We start from the raw sequence: 19514 nt of genomic DNA, 5'->3' as shown, positions 1-19514 counted from the left end.
TCAGTTGCACTCGGTTCCTATGCTTTGTCCATCGATTCGCAAGGAGCCAGTGATGACTGAAGTGACCAGCTTTTCGAAGTGCGCGGGATCGGCCGTTGGACGCATTGCTGACATGCTCCAGCTGCTGCAAGACAGCGTTCCCATCCAGAGGCGAATGGTGCGCGCCGGCGACTCGGTGTATCAAGTGGGCCAGGGCTTCGGATCACTCTTCATCGTGAACTCTGGCTACTTCAAGATGGTCAACTTGTCTGGCGAAGGGCGCGAGCAGGTCGTTGGCCTCTACTTCAAGGGCGACTGGCTTGGCCTCGATGGCATTGCGACCTCGCACTACGCCTGTGATGCGGTTGCCATGGACACGGGTGAGGTCTGGGCTATCCGGTACGACATGCTGATCCAGGCAGCCGTGCGCACGCCGGCGCTGCTGACCGTCCTGCACGAGGCCATGAGCCGCGAACTGACGCGCGATCACGACTCGATGTTGTCTCTTTGCACGCTGCCTGCTGATGCGCGCGTCGCGGGCTTCCTTCGCTACTGGGCCGACGCCCTGGCGCAGCGCGGCCAGCGAACCGACCAGATCACGCTGCGTATGACGCGTGCAGAGATCGGCAACTACTTGGGTATGACGCTGGAGACGGTAAGCCGGGCGCTGTCGCGGCTGGCGCGAGGCGACGTGATCCGCTTCACGGAAAAAGGGCGGCGTGATATTCACATTCCGCAGGTGGATGCGCTCACGGCCTTCATCCAACAGACGGTAGCGCCGGTGGCTGCCGCGTTTCACTGAGCGGCGTTGGTCACCCGCGCCATGGCGTGCTCGAGATCCGCGCGCGTGAAGGGCTTGCGAAGCAGTTCACGACCCTCGGACTCATGCAACAGTTCTCCGGAATAGCCTGACATCAGGAGGACCGGAAGCTTTGGCCGCAGCACATGCGCTGCATTCGCCAACTCGGTGCCGCGCGCGCCGACACCGAGCAGGATGTCCGTCAGCAACAGGTCGATGTCCTGATTCGATGCCAGCGTGTGCATCGCCTCCTCACCGTTGGCGCACTCGGTGACTTCGCACGCCATCGAGGCCAGGAAGCTTCCGACCACGCTTCGGATCTCGGGGTCGTCCTCCACCAGCAGGACTCGCAGCCCCGCAGGCACCTCGCCGGCTGCGGATGCAAGTCCGTCATCGACGGCGGTGTCTCTTTCGACCTTCGGCAGAAAGATCGTGACGGTCGTTCCCTCGCCGGGCGTGCTCGCCAGGCTGACGGCGCCGTGCGACTGCTTCGCGAAGCCGTAGACGGTGGAGAGACCGAGGCCCGTGCCGCGGCCGGTCTCCTTCGTCGTGAAGAAGGGCTCGAAAGCGCGCGCCCTGATGGCGTCCGGCATCCCGCCCCCTGTGTCCGAGATGGCGATCGACACGAATGCTTCCGCGCGTGCATCGTCTCGTTGGGCGTCCAGATCGGCCGACAGGGCGGTCACCGACCTGCAGGCGAATGACAGCGTCCCGCCCTGTGGCATGGCGTCTCGTGCGTTGATGGCCACATTCAGCAGGGCGGATTCCAACTGCACCGGGTCCGCCATGCACAGCACCTCTTGCGCATCGAGCGTGATGGCGATGCGCTGGTCCAACGTGCGGCGCAGCATGTTTGTCAGGGAATGCAGCAATGCGGCCACGTCGACGATGCTCGGCTGGAGCACTTGGCGCCGGGAGAACGCGAGCAACTTGCCGGTGAGTTCCGCGCCGCGCCGGGTGGCGCGTGTCGCAGCGCTGACGACTTGCTGCACCAGCGCGTCGTTCGCATAGGCTGGCATGTCCTCGAGCACCTGCAGGTTGCCTGAAATCACGGTGAGCAGATTGTTGAAGTCGTGCGCAACGCCGCCGGTCAACTGTCCGACGCTCTCGAGTCGCTGGGCATGATTGAGCGCGTCTTCGCTGCTATCGCGTTGCAGCACGGTCGCGAGCATGCTCGATAGCGACTCCAGGAAGCGGACTTCTTCATCCCCGAACCGCTGGGATGTCCGCGAGCGGACCGCGAGCGTACCGATGGTGCGGCCCCGGTCCAACAGCGGCACCGAGAGTTCGCACACCATGCCCGCCTTGATGTAGTGAGGTGGAATGCGAAAACGCTGCTCCTGCGCATAGTCGGCTATGAGCACCGGCGTGCCGTGGGCTACCACGTGGCCGGAAGGCGACCCCGGCTCGTTGGGGAGCCCGCTACCGATCGCTTCCTCGGGCAAGAGACCCACGCCAGCGACGATGCGGAAGTCCGTGCCACTCGGCTCAAGCAACAGGATCTTCGCCAACTCGACTTGCAGGGCTTCGGCCGCGATCTTCGGAACGAGATCGAGCAGTTTCTTCGAGTCACGCGCGTCCACCGCGTGGCGGCCGAACTGTGCAAGGTACTCGGCGTAGCGGGCGCGCTGAAGAGCCTGCTTCACGCGCGGATAGGCACCCACGTTCCGGATTGCGGCCACGACGTAGGGCAAGCCATGGTCCTGCAGCGGGCTCAGCGCGATCTCCACCATCACCTCGCTGCCGTCGCGCCGCTTGGCCACCAGGTCCATCTGGGTGCCCATGGGCCGCGTCCTCGGGTGGGCTGCATACGCATGGCGGTAGGCAGCATGGCGCGGCCGGATGACGTCCGGCACCAGTTCATCCACCGAGAGGCCGATCAGTTCGTGCTTGGGGTAGCCGAGCAGTTCCAGCGCAGCGGGATTGGCCAGGCCGATCACGCCTTGCAGGTCGACCACGAGAAGGGCGTCGGGATAGGCAAGGAAGAGCGAGCGAAAAACCGCGCCATCGTCGAACCCGGAAACAGCGCTCCGGTCGGGCATCACGCCGCCTCGACTTTTGGAATCAGGATATAGCCCGCGCCGCGAACCGACTTAATGATCTGGGGCATGTCCGGATCCGCCTCGATCTTCCGGCGCAGTCGCCCGATCTGGACGTCGATCGTGCGGTCGAAGGGACCTGCGTCGCGGCCGCGTGCGTGCTCGAGCAAGAAGTCTCGTGACAACACCCGTCCGGGATGGGTGACCAAGGTGTTCAGCAGATCGAACTCACCCGTGGTCAAAGTGACCTCGTGTCCCTTCGGATTCAGCAATCGCCGTGCCGCAATGTCGAGCTGCCAGTCGGCGAAGCGCAGCAGCGAGGCGGGCTCGGTCGTCGCTTTGACCGGAGCTGCCCCCGCCGGTGCCAGGCGACGCAGCACTGCCTTGACGCGCGCGACCAGTTCCCGCAAGTCGAAAGGCTTTGTGACGTAGTCGTCGGCACCGACCTCAAGCCCGACCACCTTGTCGACCGCGTCGCTCCGTCCGGTGACGATGACCAAACCGCACCGCCAGTGCTCGCGCAACTGGCGGGCGATCGCAAAGCCGTCTTCGCCGGGCAGGCCCAGGTCGAGCAACACGAGCTCGGGCGCGTCGCGCGACATCAGTTCCATGAGCGCACCACCGGAATGGACCTGGCTCACGCGAAAGCCATGGCCCGCCAGATAGGTGGCGAGCAATTGCGTGATGTCCGCCTCGTCGTCGAGGACGGCCAGGTGCGTGGAGGGGGGCACCTGACCATATTAGCGCCTGTGCACCCCGGCTCGCAACGACGCGCGGTCGAGACGAAGGTCAAGCAGCAGAGTCACGCAGGCCGTCAGCGGCGACGAGGGCCCTCGGCCGAGTTCTGGCAAGCGGCGCAACGGATGGCCGTCGGCTGCGCCAGCATTCGGTCTCGCGGAATTTCCTCGCCGCAGTCGATGCAAAGTCCGTAGCGCCCGCAGGCCATGCGTTGTTGCGCCTGCTCGATGCCATGCAGCCTTGCGCGGTCGACTTCGATCTCGGCGAAATGCACATCGTCGATGCGTACGACTTCGGCGTCGTCTGTATGGCTGTGGACTTCGCGATCGCTGGGGCGTTTGCCGCCCGGGACCTGCGCATCGATGCCTTGGAGTTCGTCCAGCACCTGGCGCTTGAGCACGTCGAGTTGCCTGGCCAGGGCTTCGAGGTCTGGGGGATTCAGGTGTTTCATGAGCTTGCCTCGCCGGTGACAAGTACGACCCGCATGATCAGGCCTCGACGAGGAGGTTGTTCACCACGTTCGCTACGCCCGGCGCCGACCATGCGGCGCCTTGCGCGGCCCGACGTTCGGCCCAGGACTTGACTGTGCCCCGTAGCGTGACCTGCCCTCCGTTGACGAGCACCTGGATGTGCCTCGCATCGCGGTCGGCCTGTCGCTGGAGCGCTTCGGTGATCTTCCGCTCGACGTCGGCGGGGGTGAACCGGGCCTTCACCTCGACGAGGTCGGTAACGCCCTTGACGCCGAGCAGGTTGCGCACGGCAACTTCGGCCGCCCGGCGCTGGTAGTCCCATTCCACACGGCCGTTCAGCGTCACCCAGCCGTCTTCCACCATCGGATGGACGGCGTCGTCCGGGACCAGCACGTTCCATTCGAGGGCGTTCTCCGCCGCCGCGGCGATGTCGGCGTCGGTGCGCTCGCCGCCAGCTGGAATCCGGACGGACATTTCCACCGCCAACGCTTTGACGCCCTTGACGCGCTGGACCGCGCGTTCGATGGCGTGCTTCTCCGCGTGGCTCGTGGGGTGGCCGCTGAGCGTCACGACGCCGTCCTTCACGATCACGCCGATGTCGGTGGCGTTCACAGTGACGGCCGGGTCGAAGTTCAGTTCGGCAACGATGTCGCTCCTGAGCATGGCGTCCGATTTCATGAGGTTCCTTTCGTCGGTCGGTTTCTCACTTTAGACACCACCGTGTTTGCAGGGTTTGCGCTGGATCAAGCGGAGCGCCGGGACTGCGCGCGGGTTGGGTGACGGTAGCGCGTGCGGCCTTGATCGACATCAAGGTATGGCGACGTGGGCCGCCGGAAGATGGCTTATCAATGCCTCCTTCGGCTGGAACCGCCATGAACCTTGGAACGATCCTTGTCCATCTCGATCATTCGGAACACTGCGCCGCTCGCATCGAACTGGCCGCGACACTCGCAAGGCAGCATGGGAGCCATCTGATCGGACTTGTGCCAACCGGCCTGTTCGATGGGACCATACCCGCCGACGCCATCGCGGGGAAGGACGCCGATTTCATCGCCGCGTCATCCGACTACCTGCGCGTGCGCGCCGAGGGTGTCGCTCGCACCTTCAAGAAGCTGATCCAGGGGCCTCGGGCGGTTTCCTGCGAGGTTCGTCTGGTCGATCAACCTTCGGTGGACGCCGTCGTCCGCCATGGCCGTACCAGCGACCTCGTCATCGTCGGCCAGACTCAGCGTGACGATGCCGACGCGATGACCGCCGGCGACTTGCCCGCACAGGCCATCCTGCACGGGGGCCGCCCGGTACTGGTCGTACCTCCTGCGGAAACGTCGCGCGAGTTGGGCAAGAACGCGCTGGTCGCGTGGGACGGCAGTCGCGAAGCCGCCGTCGCGACGCGTGATTCGCTTCCGCTGCTCTCGAAGGCTGCCAGCGTGACGCTCGTGTCCCTGTACCGTAGGGAGGCGCCGAGGAGCGATGGTGAACTGCTGATTCCCCAGACCCTTGCCTGGCTACTGCGCCACGGCATCGAGGCGCGCTCCGAGCAGCACGTGGCGGACGGAGGAATTGCCGATGCGCTGCTGTCGCACGCCGCAGGCAGCGACGCCGGCCTGATCATCGTGGGCGGCTACGGCCATGCACGCGCCCGCGAGATGGTGCTGGGCGGTGTGACGCGGGAGCTCCTCGAGCGGATGGATGTGCCGGTCCTCATGGCGCATTGAACGGGCGGGGCGGCACATGGCCAAGCACATCCTCATCATCCTGGGCCACCCCGACGCATCGGCGCGGCACTTTTGCCATGCGCTCAGCCGTGCCTACGAAGACGGAGCGATCAGCGGCGGGCACACCGTGGAATCGATCGACCTCGGCCGGATGGATTTCCCCTTGCTGCGCTCCAAGCGCGATTGGGACGAGGATGCGGCGCCGGAGAGCCTTCGCCAGGCGCAACTGTCGATCAAGCGTGCGGACCACCTGGTCATCGTCTATCCGCTGTGGCTCGGCGGAATGCCGGCGTTGCTCAAAGGCTTCCTGGAGCAGGTCTTGCGACCCGACATCGGCTTCTCGGTCGATGGGACCGTGGTGCACGGGCGCCCGCTGGAAGGCCGCAGCGCGCGGGTGGTCGTCACCATGGGCATGCCGGCCTTCATCTACCGCTGGTACTTCGGCGCCCACAGCCTCAAATCGCTGCGGAGCAACATCCTGGGCTTCCTGGGTGTCGCGCCGGTGCGCAAGACGCTCATCGGTACCATCGAGTCGCTGAGCGACGCACGACGCGGCGAATGGTTGAAACGCCTGCAGCGCCTGGGCCGAGACGCGTCATGAAGGGAGAGGGGGCCTTTGCCGCCGTCGACTACGGACGGGCGCGCTCCCGCGGAAGCTGGACTGGCACGTAGGCGAACCTGCGATCGCGCATGACCAGCAGCGCCACCGGGCGGCCGGGCGGGATGTTCGACAGGCTGCGCCTGAAGTCCGCGACTCGCTCCAGCGTCGTGTCGTTCACGGCGACGACGAGGTCTCCCGCACGGATCCCTTCGCTGCGTGCCAGGCCGGTGGCCTCGCGGACCATCAGTCCCCCTTCAATGCCGAGTTGTCGGCGTTGCGCGGAACTCAGCTCACCCAGGCTCAATCCGAGGCCGTCGGCCCAGTCCGTGGCCAAATCGGCAACTGGGGCCGCGCTCGGGGGTCGATGCGCTTCAAGCGTCACCCAGATCGTGTGCTGGGCGTCGTGCCGCCATACCTCCATCGGGATCCGGCTGCCGGGCTGACCTTTCGCGATCAACTGCAGCAGGTCGGTGAAGTGTGGGATTTGCGCGGCGTTGAAAGCCGTGATGACGTCCCCGCGAACCAGGCCTGCCTTGGCAGCCGGGCCGTCGGCATCCACCCGGACCACCAGGGCGCCGGTCGGCTGTTGCAGTCCGAAAGACTGGGCCAGCCCCGGCGTCATCTCCTGGAAATCGGCCCCGACCTGAGCCCGGCGGACCTCGCCATGGGCCTTGAGTTGCGCGGCGACTTGAACGGCCAGGTTGATAGGCACGGCAAAAGACAGTCCCATGTAGCCACCGCTGCCGCTGTAGATCATGGAGTTGATAGCCACGACCTCGCCGCGGCTGTTGAAGAGCGGGCTCCCCGAACTGCCGGGATTGATGGCCACGTCCGTCTGGATGAAGGGCGTTTCCCCGGCGCCGCCGATGAGGCGGGCGACGGCGCTCACCACCCCCGCCGTGACGCTGCCCTGAAAGCCGAAGGGCGCTCCGATGGCAGCGACCCAGTCGCCGGGTGCCAGGCGCGAGGAGTCGCCGATGACGGCTGGCACAAGATCGGTTGCGTCGATCTTCAGCAATCCCACATCGGTCGCCCGGTCGGTCCCGACCACCCGGGCGCTCAAGCGTCGCCCGTCGTGCAGGCGCACCCGCGCTTCGTCGATGGCGACGACGACATGGGCACTGGTCAGGATCAGGCCGTCGCTGGAGAGGATCACGCCGGATGCGAGATCGCGGACCTGGCTGATGCGCACGTTTGCGGGCAGCGGCCAGGCCAGCCTGTCGGCGAAATCGTTCTCTGGAGCGAACTCGAGTTCCGCGCCGCCGGCATTCTCATCGCGTCCGATCCGCAACGTGCTGATCTCGACGACGCTGGCGCTCCGGCTTGCGACGAGCGAGGCAAAGGAGGGCGCCGAACGCCAGCGCAAGGCGATCGGCTTTCCGACATCGGTGCCGGTGGTCTCTGTGGGCGCGGCGCACGCGCCTATCAGGCTCGCCAGGCTCAAGGTGACCCAGCACCGGGCTACCAAGCCTGTGATCACGTTTCAGACCCCCTGGGGATGTTGCTCATTGCTCTCTCCACTGGTTTTTCCGTCAGGCCATCAATTTAGGCGCGGTGCGCTGCGTCGCCCTTGCGCTGCATCAAGAGAAAGACGCTGTGCGGCGGACGCCGCGTGCCGGTTGTCTATTCCAAGGAGAGCGCGGCCGAGGACAGGCCTGGTTGTGACGCCGCGGCGTCCGTTTCGTGGTTCGACTTTGTCTCCGCCGCGCGCATCAGTAGGATCGGCACAGTCGCGTAGCGCGAGCTGCTGGCGGCACGTCTCAGAGTTGATCTAGCGCAAGTCAGGGTGCCGCGCCGGCGACGACCATCGGGTCACTCGAACTTCCCTAAAGGAGACCACTATGAAGATTCTTCTGGCCGTCGACGGCAGCGACTACACGAAACGAATGATTTCCTACCTGGGCGCACACAGGGACCTGTGGGTGACGGGCCATTCGTTCACGATTTTCTACGCGGTCCTCCCGGTGCCGCACCGGGCGGCCGCCTTCGCGGGACCTGACCTGGTACACGGCTACTACGAGGACGACGCTCGGGTCGTGCTCGAACCTGTGCGCGCGCTCCTGGCGGAGCAGGGGATCGAGGCCAAGGCTGTCCACAAGGTGGGCCATCCGGCCGACGAAATTGCCTCGTACGCCGAATCGGGCAAGTTCGACCTGCTGATCATGGGATCCCACGGCGTCGGCGCTCTGAAGAATCTGGTGCTTGGCTCGGTCGCAACCAAGGTCCTGGCCAAGTGCGCGGTGCCGGTCCTGCTGGTGCGATGAAGTGAAGGTGCTCTTGCCTCACAACTCCGGCAGGCCGATATGACCCCGTAGCGTTTCATGTCTGTACTCTTTTCGGAACGCGCCTTGAGCCTGCAGGTGAGGGACGACGTCGCATACGAACTCATCAAAGCCATCGGGGAAGTAAGGCGGCAAGATATTGAATCCATCGCATGCGCCGCCGGCGACCCATCGCCCCATTTCCAACGCGATGGTCTCCCCAGTACCCACGATGGAAGTGTGTGTGCGCGTTGCGGCGACCCGGTTGGCCAACTTGCCAAGGCTCAAACCCTCCGTCTTGGCAATACGCAAGATGTTCTGGAAGCGCCCCTTCTGCCCCTTGATGCGGTCGATATCAAATACTGAGTCGGGAATCGGTTTGTTGGGGTCTAGATGGGTCAGGTCGGTTTCGAGCCATTGAGACAGATACCGAACTGCGGCGACCGGCAGAAGCAGTTCATCGAGGTACTCCTTCTTCTCGCGCGCCTCGGCAATCGATTTGCCGACGATTGGGATGAAGCCCGGCAACACCTTGAGATGTTCCGGATTCCGTCCAGCCACCTTGGCTGCCTCTTTCATCTCAAGCGTGAAAGCAAGGGAGGCATCGAAGTCCGTGACCGAGGCGAATATCAGGTCGGCATTCCGTGCTGCAAAAGCCTTTCCGACACCGGATGCCCCCGCTTGGATGAGCACTGGGCGAGACTGTCCGCGCCGAGGAACATTCAACGCACCCGCGACCGAGAAGTGCTTTCCCTTGTGTTCAATCGCGCGAATCTGGCTGTCGTCCGCCAGGATGCCGCGCTCCTTGTCGTACCTGAAGCTGTCAAGCGTCCAGCTGTCCCAAAGCTTCTGCACCACATCGACAAACTCCTGCGCCCGCTCGTACCGCACATCGTGCGAAAGAGCCTGCTCCAAGTTGAAGTTGTGCGCCTCCGATTCCCGCATGGACGTGACGATGTTCCATGCGGCACGACCCTTGCTGAGGACGTCCAGACTGGCGAACTTCCTGGCGACGTGATAGGGGTCCGTGTAGGTGGTTGAGACTGTCGCAGCCAGCCCAATTCGGCTGGTTGTGGCCATCAGAGCCGAAAGCAATACGGTGGGCTCAAGCTGAAACGCCGTGGTGAACGCGGCGTTGTTCTCCGGAAGCAACGTCAGTGCATCCGCCAGAAACACCAGGTCGAACTTGGCAGCTTCCGCAGTCTGTGCCAGGCGGGTGTTGAACTCGAGCGTGAAGGCCTGTTCGATTGCGGCGCTGGGGTGACGCCACGCACTTAGATGATGGCCGACCTTGTCCAAAAAGAGACTGAGAATCATGAGGGCTCTTGGTTCCTGCGACAAGTCACCAGAGCACCTTGAAGGCAGGATACTTCTCCTGGATGTATTGCTTCACCTCTGGAGATTGAAAGCTCGCGATGAACTTTTGAATCTTCGGATCGTTCACGCGGTCCTTCCTCGCGACGATTACCTGATGGAACAGCGGGTCCTTCCAGTCCTCTTCCACCAATGCCGTCTTTCGGTCGATTCCGGCGGGGATGTAGATGTAGGGCGAGATGGCCGAAAGGTAGACGTCGTCAAGGGATCGCGCGAGCTGCGGGCCTTCGACTTGCACAATCTTCAGGTTCTTCGGGTTGGAAACGACATCGAAGGTGGTGGCGTCAATGCCGACGCCTGGCTTGAGCTTGATCAGGCCCGCCTTTTCCAACAGCAGCAAGCCTCGGGCACCGTTTAGTGGATCACTGGCAACGGACACGCTCGCGCGCTCTGGCAATTCATTCAAGCTCTTGATCTTCTTGGAGAACAGGCCCGACTGGATGCTCCAGACGGCTGCGACCGGCACGATGTTGAGGTTCTGCTTCTTAAGCTGCGTGTTGAGGTACGCAGTGTTCTGGTAGAAGTTGACATCAATTGCCCCATCGTCAAGTGCAAGATTCGGCCGAATCCAATCGCTGATTTCAACGATCTCGACCTCCAGACCCCGCGCGGCGGCGACCTTTTGAACAACGCGAACGACGTCAACCGTAGGTCCTGGATTCAAACCAATCTTGATTCGGTCCGCAGCGACAGCAACCGTCGAGATTGCTAGTGCGCTAAAGAGTGCTGCGGCACGGAGGATCTGACGTCTGGCGAGTGGCGCGGTTGCGGAAGGCATGGAATGAGGGCTGAAAGTCGGAAGCCCGCCAGTCTAGGTACGTGAGACACCTCCCCTTAGAACAATCCCGTATAAGCATTTTTGAAGTAATGCGTTGACATGGCTCGTCTGAATAGCAAAAGGGCTCAATGCGCAATATGAGACGCGAACTGCGCGCCCGAGTTTTCGCAGCCGCCGGCGGATCGATGAGACTCGGAATCCTCGAGCTCAGACGGGCTTGCTGACCGGATAAGACAGCGGCGCGCGACTAACGAGGGCATTTACTGCGTATCTCAGTGCGGGGTGGAATCATTGACACAAACTACCTCTCGGCTGACCAGAAATGACCACTTCAGCGTTACATTCTGATGTAACTAACTGTGGATGAGGGTCGGACATGAATAGAGGAGAGTCATCGTTCCGTTTGTGCGAAGTTGGCAAGCACCCCAATAGGCGCAATCGGCAACCGGCAAGACCCTCCAAGGCACCATTGATGCGGCATGCGCCCATTTGGAAAAGACGGCGACGGACATGGGGGCGAAGCTCTCGTTCGACCTCGGTTCCGTGGGCGTGCTCGAAGAAATCTTGACCGCCCTGAAGGAAATCGGAGCCGACCAGGCCGCCCTCAATGGCGCCGGCTTTCTCGTCGGAGCCTACTTAGGTGAAATCCTTCGCCGTGAACTCAAAGGAGAGTGGGTTGCCGGGACAGATGGCGATGGATTTGCCGTGAGGGCTGGTGATGCGAACATCTTTCCCGTTGCGCTGGCACGGAAGTTCATCGTTGACCCCGACGCAAACGGCCTCGTATTCTTCGCCGAGGTGCTTGTGTCGCAGCCAGGGACCGTCCGCCCCTAGGGCGGCATGCGGCCAACTGCGGACGTTGGTGCGCGCAACGGAATATGCTCAAGACCCCACATTCATTCACGGCTCTGAGCGAAGGAGTGCAGTTTGACCCTCTCTGGCTTTGACGGACGTCGCGAACTCGAAGCAGCTTGCCATTGCGGTACTGTGCGTTTTCGCTTGGTTCTGACCGATGGGCTGCGCAGCGCGCGACGGTGCAATTGCTCGTACTGCAGCATGCGCGGCGCCGTGGCCGTCTCAGCCAACCTGGACGACATACACATCGTGCAGGGCGCAGACAAGCTGACGCTCTACCAATTCAATACCGGACAGGCCAAGCACTACTTCTGCTCGGTTTGCGGCATCTATACCTTTCACTCCCGTCGTTCTGTCCCGAGTCAGTACGGTGTGAACGTCGCCTGCATTGCTGGCTTGAGCCCGTTTGACTTTGACGAAGTGCCCGTGTTGGAGGGACGGCACCATCCCAAGGACCGCGACGGCGGTGCCCTAATTGCCGGGTGGCTGAATTACCGCTCCGACACCGGAGGGTAGGCGGTGCGGGCCTCCACCTGCAAACGGCCACAACCGGACATTGAGCAGGGCAATCTGATGCGGGATGACGAGCCGGTTTTGGAGCGACGTCGAGGCGGAACTCCTCGCGTGGAAGCTCACCCGATGACGCGATTCGCGCGCCGCAACAGCTCTGGAGGAACTTTGATGTTCAGAGCACTTGCAGTCGCGCGATTGATCACGAACTCAAATTCCCGGGGCTGCTCGATGGGGAGCTCGCCCGGCGAAGCGCCATTGAGAATCTTGACGACATAGTCGGCGGCGTGCCGCATCAACGTGTCGAGGTTCACGCCGTAGCTCATTAGGAAGCCGGCTTCCGTCAGAGGGGAAAGCACACTGATCGATGGGAGCCCAGCATCGATGGCCTGACGAGCAAGTTGCGCCCGATGCTCGACGATCAGTGGCGTCGGCAGCGCCAAGAAGGCTTGAGCTCGCTCTGCGGCGGCAGTCTTGAATGCACTGTCGAAATCACTTTGTTCCTTCACAAGTAGGATGATGATCTGGACGGAGAGTTTCTCCGCTGCGTCCTGGAGCTTGGGCCCGTAGATCGGCGTTGTCATCATCACGGCCACCCTCCTTAAGCCAGGAACCGTCATCTGAAGCAACTCGAGTTGCTTCTGTCCCATCTGTGGAGGCACCACCGTCAGGCCTGTGATGTTGCGCCCAGGTCTGGAAAGGGAATTGGCCCAACCCTCCGCGACAGGATCGCTCCCGGCGATCGCGACGATCGGAACGCTGACAGTAATCCGCTGCACAGCTTCGCGAACTTCAGTCCCTACCGTGACGATCACATCAACCTTGGAGCGCACCAGATCTTCTGCGTGCTCAACTAACTGCCTGGTATCCGATCCATATCGAACGTCGATCTGAATCGTCGCTCCCTCGATATATCCCAGCTCGCGAAAGCGCTGGCGCAACGGAGCGTACATCTCCGACTGGCCTCTTTGGGGCGCCGCACCAAACAGCAGAACGCCCACGTGGGCAATCCTTCGAGAGGCCTCCGGCTTGTCGTTGAAGGCGCGGCGGGCCTGAGCAAACAAGCTCCCAGGCATGCCGCCAGGAACGAACGACGCGGCGCCAGCGATCAGTATTCGACGACGAAGGCCGAATTGGCACATGTCCAGATTGGGCGCCTAGCGTCTGAGCTCGTCAAGCTGGCCCACACCTGTAAAAACTAGGTGAATGAGCCGCCGCAGCGATCTGGTGAAGATCATCCAGGACCTGTCCGAAGACGAGGGTCGCGGCCAACCGTCCGCTGAGGATTGGCTTGAGGATCAGGACGAAAAGGCAAAGGCGCGACGAGAGAGGGACCAACCCGCACAAGCCGGACATGACTATCAGGACGATCAAGGCGATGTTGCGACTTGAGTAGCCTGAACGGGCGAATGTTCGGCTACCGTCTCTCTGCACGGGGTCACCATGCGCGTCTGCGTAAGGTGTCATGCCTTGCAGCTGGAGCCTTCCGCCGCCTTCCTGCGGGCCCGACAAGTCCGCACTTGGCCGCGAATTCTGCGGCGCTGGCGAAGGGCCGGTTCTGGCCGACTGTAGCCTGACGCCACGTCGGCCGAACGAGCCCATGTCGGCCCTTCGCTCTTTTCTGGACGTAACGCACCCAGTCAGGCGCGCGCTGGCGAACCCTCACCGTGCTGTTACGCCCGGGCAAATCATGCGGCCCGACGTGCTTCGGCGCCGCTTCGGCAAAAGATCGGCGTCGCGTCATGCGCGACCATGTGTCGATGTATATGGTGGCTGGGATCCAACCTCACGATCACCCCACACGCGTCGCGAACACGGCGAAAATCCAGCGCATAAGAAAGCTGGTCGGGCCATTCGTTGCCCGACGGCATCTGGGACGAGGTGTGAGCAATCCAGCGCTGAATGTTGCGGCGGGCGATTCAGCCGGACGCCCGTCCGGTGAGAGGACCCTCGCGTTCGACGAGTTTCGCTTCGACCCGGCCAGGCAGGAGCTTGTCGCCAGCCTCGGTGAGAAAGTCGCCCTCACGCCCAAGGCGTTGACCCTGCTGCAGTACATGCTGGCCAACGCCGGACGAGTGCTTTCCAAGGACGAGTTGATGCGCGCCCTCTGGGGCGAAGTCGTTGTCACCGACGACTCGCTCGTGCAGTGTGTCAAGGACCTGCGCACAGCTCTGGGCAGTAAGGGACAGCAACTGATCACCACGCTGCCGCGGCGCGGCTACATGTTCGACGTGGAGGTACGGGAGCCGGCCGCGAAGGATGCCCCCACGCTGCCACCGGCGCCGGCTCTGCAGGCGCCGGCGCCTGCCGGCGTCGCGAGGTCCTCGTGGGCTCGCGCGCTCGTCTTAGGTGTCGTCCTGCTTCTGGGCGTGTTGATCGGCGCCGGCGCGGTGTGGAAGCGCGAATCCGATGGGCGCATCAGCATCGACGACGAAATTCGCAAGCGCCGCTCGGTAGCGGTTCTTGCCTTCATCGACAGCCAGGGAGGCGCCAACGGCTCGACGCTTGGCCTGGACTTGGCCGACGTGGTCGGCAGCCAGTTGGTACGCGCCGGCATACGGGTCATCGGCCGGGCGGCCACCGTGCGGCAAGATCCGGCAGAACCTCAGTTCGAGCGCATCGGGCAAGAGCAAGGCGTGCGATACGTCCTGGCCGGCAGGATCAACCGAGCAGACGGCAAGACCTCGGTCGACACCTATCTGACCGAGATCGGCACGGGTGCGGTTTACCGGCTGACAGAGGGGGAATTCAATTCCGATGCGGACGCCACGCGCCCGCAGTTCGGCCGTCAAGTCCTCATAGCCCTGCAGTCGCGCTACTACGAGATCGAGGTATCCAAGGCGCGCGAGTCCCGGCGCAGCATTCCGGTAGACCGGCTGGCGCTGGCCTGGCACGACCTGGATCGTGGCAGATCAAGGGCCGATCTGGAAAGCGCGCGGCGCCACCTCGAGGCGGCCACCCTGGCGGATCCGTACTCCGTGGAGGCCATGCTGGCGCTGGGCGTGAGCCACCTGAGCGAGTTCTATTCGTTCTACAGCGCCTCTCCGCAAGCGACCCTGGAGCAAGCCGAGCAAATTCTCAAGCGCGCCTTAGAACTGGCGCCTGACAACACGCAAGTGCTGTCAGCGTGGGCTGAAGTGCTGATGCTGCACGAGCGAGAGGACGAGGCGATGTGGGTTTGGAGGCGTGCCCTGGATGTCGAATCGGAGAACCCTGTCACCAGCTTGCGGATTGCCGGCGCGCTGGTGCGGCAGGGGCGTGCCGAGGAGGCGCAGCGGCATCTGGAGAAAGTCACGGACCTTCGGCCGTTTCAGAACCGCCGCCAGCAGAGCTTGTATCAGATCTCGGCAGATGCCGCACTCGCCACCGGGCGCGACGAGGAGGCCTATCGAATTCTCAAGCAATGGGCTGCAGAGTTCCCGAGCAGCGCGCGGCCTCATCTCCTGATGGCGGCAATCGACGCGCTGAAGGGTCGGGATCAATCCGCCCTCGATCACATGGCCATTTTCCGGGCGGCGCATCCGCTCGCAAGCCTTCGCTATGTGGCGCGGATCTACCCGTCCACCAATCCGCAGTTCCTTGCCCAGCGCGAACGGCTGCTCGACGGGCTTCGAAAGGCGGGACTACCCGACGGAGGCAACTGAAGAACATGGCGAAAACCTACACCCGGCAGGCGGCGCGCCTGATCCTTGCACTCTTGTGTGTCGCCGCGAGCGCTGAACTCCAGGCACAGCAAGGGCCGCAGACCACACCCTGGTCGTACTTCACGCCCGAAGACATCCACATGCCGCCCAAGGGGGACAAGGTCGTCACCATCATGTCCCCCCTGGCTGGCAATGGCGACACCCCCGTGCCAGGGGTCTTATTCATGCCCGTGGGCACGCCGCGCGGTGCTGTTGTCATCGTCAACGCGCCGGGCGGATGGACCAACGCGCGTGAAGGTCACTTCGGCCGTTCGCTCAGTTCGGCCGGGTACATCGTGCTGGCCATCGACAGCAACGGCCCGCGGGGCGCCGGCAACACCCAGGTCGACCACACCCGCATGAGCTTTTCCGCGCAACTGCGCGATGCGTACGCAGCCAGGCGACACCTCCTGGCCAATGGAATAGCCGCGGACCGTATCGCCATCATGGGAACAAGCCGCGGCGGCACCATTGCCCTGATGGCGGCCGACCGAACTTTTCTGCCGGAGGAAAGCGAACGCTTCGCCTTGGCCATCGCCGTCACACCGGTGTGCATCTTCCATCCGCGCACGCCCAAGCCGACGTCCGAGATCTTCATCGTCGCAGGTGAAAAGGACGAATACGCCAGTCCGCAAAGCTGCCAGGACCTGGCCAAGGCCTATGCGATGGCCGGCGGCGTGGTCAAGTTCAAGGTCTACGCCGGCGCCTCCAACGGGTTCGACGGGCATCCGGCCATGGTGCGAAGCGTCAGGGAGCCTTTTGCCGAGACCTTCGTGGATTGCAAGGTAGTCGTCGAACCGGATGGGCTCTTCGCGTTTGACGGCCGCTCGTTCACCGACGCGCAATACATCCCCATGCTCCAGGAGATGCGCAAGACTTGCATGGGCAAGGGGGGCTCTGCGTGGACGAACCTCACCCAGAAGGCCAACGTCACGTTGGAGATCATCAACTTCCTCGACGGAAGCTTCCGCAAGTGAGGGCATAGAGAAGATCCGTAACGGCGCCGAAGGATTGTCCTCGGCAAAAAGTCAGCGAGTTCGGCAAATCCTCAGCAAATCCTCGGCGGCACGTCGTGGATATGGATGCACGGTCGGATAGCTTTGGTGCCCCGGCCCGCTTGGCGAGGCGTCAGGACCGGAAACCGCGCCACCACTGGAAGGTGTTGGACGGTTGGACGAGACCCAAGCCCAGACTGTATTTGCTTCGCTCGTCGCCTCATGGCGGCGTTCGTCGCAACCGCGCCCATGCTATGAGGAGTCTTCGATGAACAGCAGGAACAATCATTGCTCCCTGGTTGCAGCAATCACCCTCGCGACGGCCGGTATGGTGGCATGCGGCGGCGGAGATGGCAGTGGCATCGGCAGCATCAGTTCTGCCGGCCAGGAAAAACAGGCTGTTACCATCAGATCGTTCGGGACGAATGTCGTCGATGACTGGAACCGGGTCGGCGTTGCCACTGTGACGATACCCGCCGCCTCGAGCGGCACACCCGAGGAGCGGCAGCCAACGCACGACGCCGACATGGCGACCATGCACGTGGCAATCTATGACGCCCTCGCCGCCATCACCAGGACCCACCAACCGTTCATGGCGGTCATGCCGAACGATCCTGCAGTCGTCGCGATGTCGCAGGAGTACGCGGTCCATGGGGCCGCTTACACCGTGTTGTCCACCCTGTTCCCGGCGCGATCGGACCAGTACAAGAGCCTCTACGACACGGCAATCGCCTCGGCGGACGCGGCGGCGCTGGCATCGGCGCAGTTCGGCGCCGATGTGGCCCGCAAGGTGCTGGCGCAACGCGAGAACGATGGGCGCTGGACATCGCTGACGCCCTATGTCCCCGGCACAGCGCCGGGGCAATTTCGAGGCACGAATCCGGTTAACCGGATGCGAGCTTTTCTGCGCCCGTTCTCGCTCAAGTCGGCCGATCAGTTCCGCCCAGACGGCCCGCCGGCGCTCGGGAGCCCCGAGTACGCCGCGGACCTGAACGAAACGAAGGCCATGGGCGGTGCAACCAGCACGCAGCGCACCGAGTCGCAAACCGAGAATGCGCGCTTCATGACCGAATCCCCGGTGTCGTTCTGGACACGCAATCTTCGCCAGTTCGCCACCAGCGAGCCCACGCTCATTGGCAATGCCCGGTTGATGGCCATGCTCATGATCGCCCAGACGGATGCAAGCATCGGGTGCTTCGAGGCGAAGTACTTCTACGACGCCTGGCGCCCGACCAGCGCAATCCGGCTGGCCGACACCGATGGCAACGCCGCCACCGAGCCCGACACTCTATGGACGCCCGTGGTGCCCACGCCCAATCATCCGGAGTATCCCGGCGGGCACTCCTGCAACACGGGGGCGACCGCGGAGGTCCTTCAGCAGGAATTCGGAACTAAGAAGATCCGGTTCTCGCTCAACAGCACCGTCACCGGAACCACGCTTGCGTTCGAGTCGTTGGACGAAATGAACGATGCCGTGCAACAGGGCCGCATCCACGGTGGCATGCACTTCCGGACCGCGACCGTGCATGGCCGTGTGCTGGGAGAGAAGGTCGTCCGGCAGTTGGTGCGGGAACACTTCAAGCCGGTGAGCCCGTAGATTGAGCTTTTCGCTTTTCGCTCTTCGCCTGCTTCCCGCTCTAAGCCCGGCCCCCTCCAAGAAAGGGGGCCACGTTGAGGGGCTTCGCAATCTGCGTGAACCTGTGCGCCCGACTGCTACGAACTGGAACACAGGTCCATGCCGCATCCGTCTCGCTTGAGGGCGTTTGGTGCCAGCGCAACCGCTGAACCATTGCGGCGCTTAAGGGACCGTTAGCTGCACAGCTTGCCAATCAGTTATCCTCGTCGCGGCTTCCTCAAAGTCCCTTGCTTGAAGGCAAATCTCTACCCGGGCATCCTGCGCGCGACGAGGTTCGAAGCTAAATGCAGTGGCTCTGTTGGGCTGTCTCGATACATGCAGCTTGAAGTACCAATCTTTCCCTGGAACGACTTCGAAGCCATCCCCGCCGCAGGGAGCTGAGCAGGCCTGCTGGCGAGGAATCGCTATTGCGAAGATTTGCCCCGCAGTCTCGCGTGTGATGACGCCGTCTGGAGCGGAAATCACTTGCTCCAACTGAGCTTCCAGCTTGCCGGCGGCCTCGAAGTACCGCCCTGAGTAGGCTGGCCTGCCACTGGCTGCGGCCCCGGGAGTTGGCGCGCCTTGCCCACGGATGCGTCGTTGTGAGCCTGCGACGAAGTTCCGCTCCTGGCCGAAGGCGGCGGTCCCGCGCGACTAGGCACCGGCTGGCTTGGCGGGAACTAGGCCATTTATCCGGCGACTGCACGATGAGGGCTCGGACTTCTGCGTCGAAGGGGTTCGAGAACTGGTGGACGCTCCCCCTCGGGCTGAACATGCTCTCTCCAGCAGTGAGATCTCGCACTTCAGCGTTGACGGAATACCGCAGGGTTCCTTCCAGAAGATAGATGCATTCGTCGTTCTTCGTGTGACTATGCGGGGGCGGCACGTTGGAACCCGGCGGAACGCTGAGTTCGAACATGCCGACGCTGTCAGTCTGAGACCCGTCCACCAGGTAGCGAATGGACAACTGGCCAACTTTGATAGCTGCGGCATCGGTCATTTCAATCCTCCGTCGGGGATGACGGAATCATGCCGCACTTGGCCTCAGGCCGGAACGACTGGTTCTAGCCGTTCGCAGCCGAACTCCGCTATCGGCCAGTTC

At 63.2% G+C, this 19514-nt stretch carries 19 protein-coding genes; 10 read left to right on the top strand and 9 right to left on the bottom strand.

Annotated elements, in window-relative coordinates; all coding sequences use genetic code 11:
• Nucleotides 1–52: 52 nt before the first annotated feature.
• Nucleotides 53–781, top strand: a complete 729-nt coding sequence (locus tag QTH90_RS29700) for a Crp/Fnr family transcriptional regulator (protein ID WP_286668172.1) — start codon at nucleotides 53–55, stop codon at nucleotides 779–781.
• On the opposite strand, the gene QTH90_RS29695 is transcribed toward QTH90_RS29700, so the two are convergent.
• The 4 genes from QTH90_RS29695 to QTH90_RS29680 all read right to left on the bottom strand — a co-directional run bounded on the left by QTH90_RS29695 (nucleotide 775) and on the right by QTH90_RS29680 (nucleotide 4703).
• Nucleotides 775–2820, bottom strand: a complete 2046-nt coding sequence (locus QTH90_RS29695; protein WP_286668171.1) for an ATP-binding protein — start codon at nucleotides 2818–2820, stop codon at nucleotides 775–777. The genes QTH90_RS29700 and QTH90_RS29695 overlap by 7 nt on opposite strands.
• Complete coding sequence (locus tag QTH90_RS29690; RefSeq protein ID WP_286668170.1) at nucleotides 2820–3548, bottom strand: winged helix-turn-helix domain-containing protein; 729 nt, start codon at nucleotides 3546–3548, stop codon at nucleotides 2820–2822. The genes QTH90_RS29695 and QTH90_RS29690 overlap by 1 nt, the downstream gene beginning before the upstream one ends.
• An 83-nt stretch (nucleotides 3549–3631) precedes the next feature.
• Nucleotides 3632–4006, bottom strand: coding sequence for a TraR/DksA family transcriptional regulator (locus tag QTH90_RS29685; RefSeq protein WP_286668169.1), 375 nt, complete (start codon nucleotides 4004–4006; stop codon nucleotides 3632–3634).
• Between the two features lie 37 nt (nucleotides 4007–4043).
• Nucleotides 4044–4703, bottom strand: coding sequence for a BON domain-containing protein (locus QTH90_RS29680; protein WP_286668168.1), 660 nt, complete (start codon nucleotides 4701–4703; stop codon nucleotides 4044–4046).
• A gap of 194 nt (nucleotides 4704–4897) precedes the next feature.
• Between QTH90_RS29680 and QTH90_RS29675 the strand changes: the two genes are divergently transcribed.
• Nucleotides 4898–5740 (top strand): universal stress protein, encoded by an 843-nt coding sequence (locus tag QTH90_RS29675; RefSeq protein ID WP_286668167.1) that lies wholly within the window; start codon nucleotides 4898–4900, stop codon nucleotides 5738–5740.
• 16 nt (nucleotides 5741–5756) lie between these two features.
• Complete coding sequence (locus tag QTH90_RS29670) at nucleotides 5757–6341, top strand: NAD(P)H-dependent oxidoreductase (RefSeq protein WP_286668166.1); 585 nt, start codon at nucleotides 5757–5759, stop codon at nucleotides 6339–6341.
• A gap of 28 nt (nucleotides 6342–6369) precedes the next feature.
• Here QTH90_RS29670 and QTH90_RS29665 read toward each other — a convergent pair whose 3' ends face one another.
• Nucleotides 6370–7785 (bottom strand): trypsin-like peptidase domain-containing protein, encoded by a 1416-nt coding sequence (locus QTH90_RS29665; RefSeq protein ID WP_286668165.1) that lies wholly within the window; start codon nucleotides 7783–7785, stop codon nucleotides 6370–6372.
• 397 nt (nucleotides 7786–8182) lie between these two features.
• Between QTH90_RS29665 and QTH90_RS29660 the strand changes: the two genes are divergently transcribed.
• Nucleotides 8183–8605 carry a universal stress protein gene (locus tag QTH90_RS29660; RefSeq protein WP_286668164.1) on the top strand — a complete coding sequence of 141 codons (423 nt, stop codon included), beginning with the start codon at nucleotides 8183–8185 and terminating at the stop codon, nucleotides 8603–8605.
• A gap of 18 nt (nucleotides 8606–8623) precedes the next feature.
• On the opposite strand, the gene QTH90_RS29655 is transcribed toward QTH90_RS29660, so the two are convergent.
• Nucleotides 8624–9919, bottom strand: coding sequence for an LLM class flavin-dependent oxidoreductase (locus QTH90_RS29655; RefSeq protein WP_286668163.1), 1296 nt, complete (start codon nucleotides 9917–9919; stop codon nucleotides 8624–8626).
• A 25-nt stretch (nucleotides 9920–9944) separates the two neighbouring features.
• Complete coding sequence (locus QTH90_RS29650; protein ID WP_286668162.1) at nucleotides 9945–10754, bottom strand: MetQ/NlpA family ABC transporter substrate-binding protein; 810 nt, start codon at nucleotides 10752–10754, stop codon at nucleotides 9945–9947.
• A 510-nt stretch (nucleotides 10755–11264) separates the two neighbouring features.
• On the opposite strand from QTH90_RS29650, the gene QTH90_RS29645 reads away from it, so the two are divergent.
• Nucleotides 11265–11588 (top strand): hypothetical protein, encoded by a 324-nt coding sequence (locus QTH90_RS29645; protein ID WP_286668161.1) that lies wholly within the window; start codon nucleotides 11265–11267, stop codon nucleotides 11586–11588.
• A gap of 93 nt (nucleotides 11589–11681) precedes the next feature.
• Nucleotides 11682–12125, top strand: coding sequence for a GFA family protein (locus QTH90_RS29640; protein WP_286668160.1), 444 nt, complete (start codon nucleotides 11682–11684; stop codon nucleotides 12123–12125).
• Between the two features lie 116 nt (nucleotides 12126–12241).
• On the opposite strand, the gene QTH90_RS29635 is transcribed toward QTH90_RS29640, so the two are convergent.
• A complete protein-coding gene (locus QTH90_RS29635) occupies nucleotides 12242–13120 on the bottom strand; it encodes an ABC transporter substrate-binding protein (protein ID WP_286668159.1) in 879 nt (292 codons plus the stop codon).
• Nucleotides 13121–13325: 205 nt separating this feature from the next.
• Here QTH90_RS29635 and QTH90_RS29630 point away from each other — a divergent pair, with 205 nt between their 5' ends.
• From QTH90_RS29630 to QTH90_RS29615, 4 genes are all read left to right on the top strand, one after another.
• Nucleotides 13326–13511 (top strand): hypothetical protein, encoded by a 186-nt coding sequence (locus QTH90_RS29630; protein WP_286668158.1) that lies wholly within the window; start codon nucleotides 13326–13328, stop codon nucleotides 13509–13511.
• Nucleotides 13512–13861: 350 nt separating this feature from the next.
• Nucleotides 13862–15763 (top strand): winged helix-turn-helix domain-containing protein, encoded by a 1902-nt coding sequence (locus tag QTH90_RS29625; RefSeq protein ID WP_286668157.1) that lies wholly within the window; start codon nucleotides 13862–13864, stop codon nucleotides 15761–15763.
• Nucleotides 15764–15768: 5 nt separating this feature from the next.
• Nucleotides 15769–16779, top strand: coding sequence for a dienelactone hydrolase family protein (locus QTH90_RS29620; RefSeq protein ID WP_286668156.1), 1011 nt, complete (start codon nucleotides 15769–15771; stop codon nucleotides 16777–16779).
• Between the two features lie 286 nt (nucleotides 16780–17065).
• Nucleotides 17066–18394 (top strand): vanadium-dependent haloperoxidase, encoded by a 1329-nt coding sequence (locus QTH90_RS29615; RefSeq protein WP_286668155.1) that lies wholly within the window; start codon nucleotides 17066–17068, stop codon nucleotides 18392–18394.
• A 319-nt stretch (nucleotides 18395–18713) separates the two neighbouring features.
• On the opposite strand, the gene QTH90_RS29610 is transcribed toward QTH90_RS29615, so the two are convergent.
• Entirely contained in the window at nucleotides 18714–19331 is a 618-nt protein-coding gene (locus tag QTH90_RS29610) for a cupin domain-containing protein (RefSeq protein ID WP_286668229.1), read from the bottom strand.
• Between the last annotated feature and the right edge of the window lie 183 nt (nucleotides 19332–19514).

The sequence above is a fragment of the Variovorax flavidus genome, from assembly GCF_030317145.1.
Classification (GTDB): Bacteria; Pseudomonadota; Gammaproteobacteria; order Burkholderiales; family Burkholderiaceae_C; genus Variovorax; species Variovorax flavidus.
This window is presented reverse-complemented; position numbering and strand designations above follow the sequence as displayed.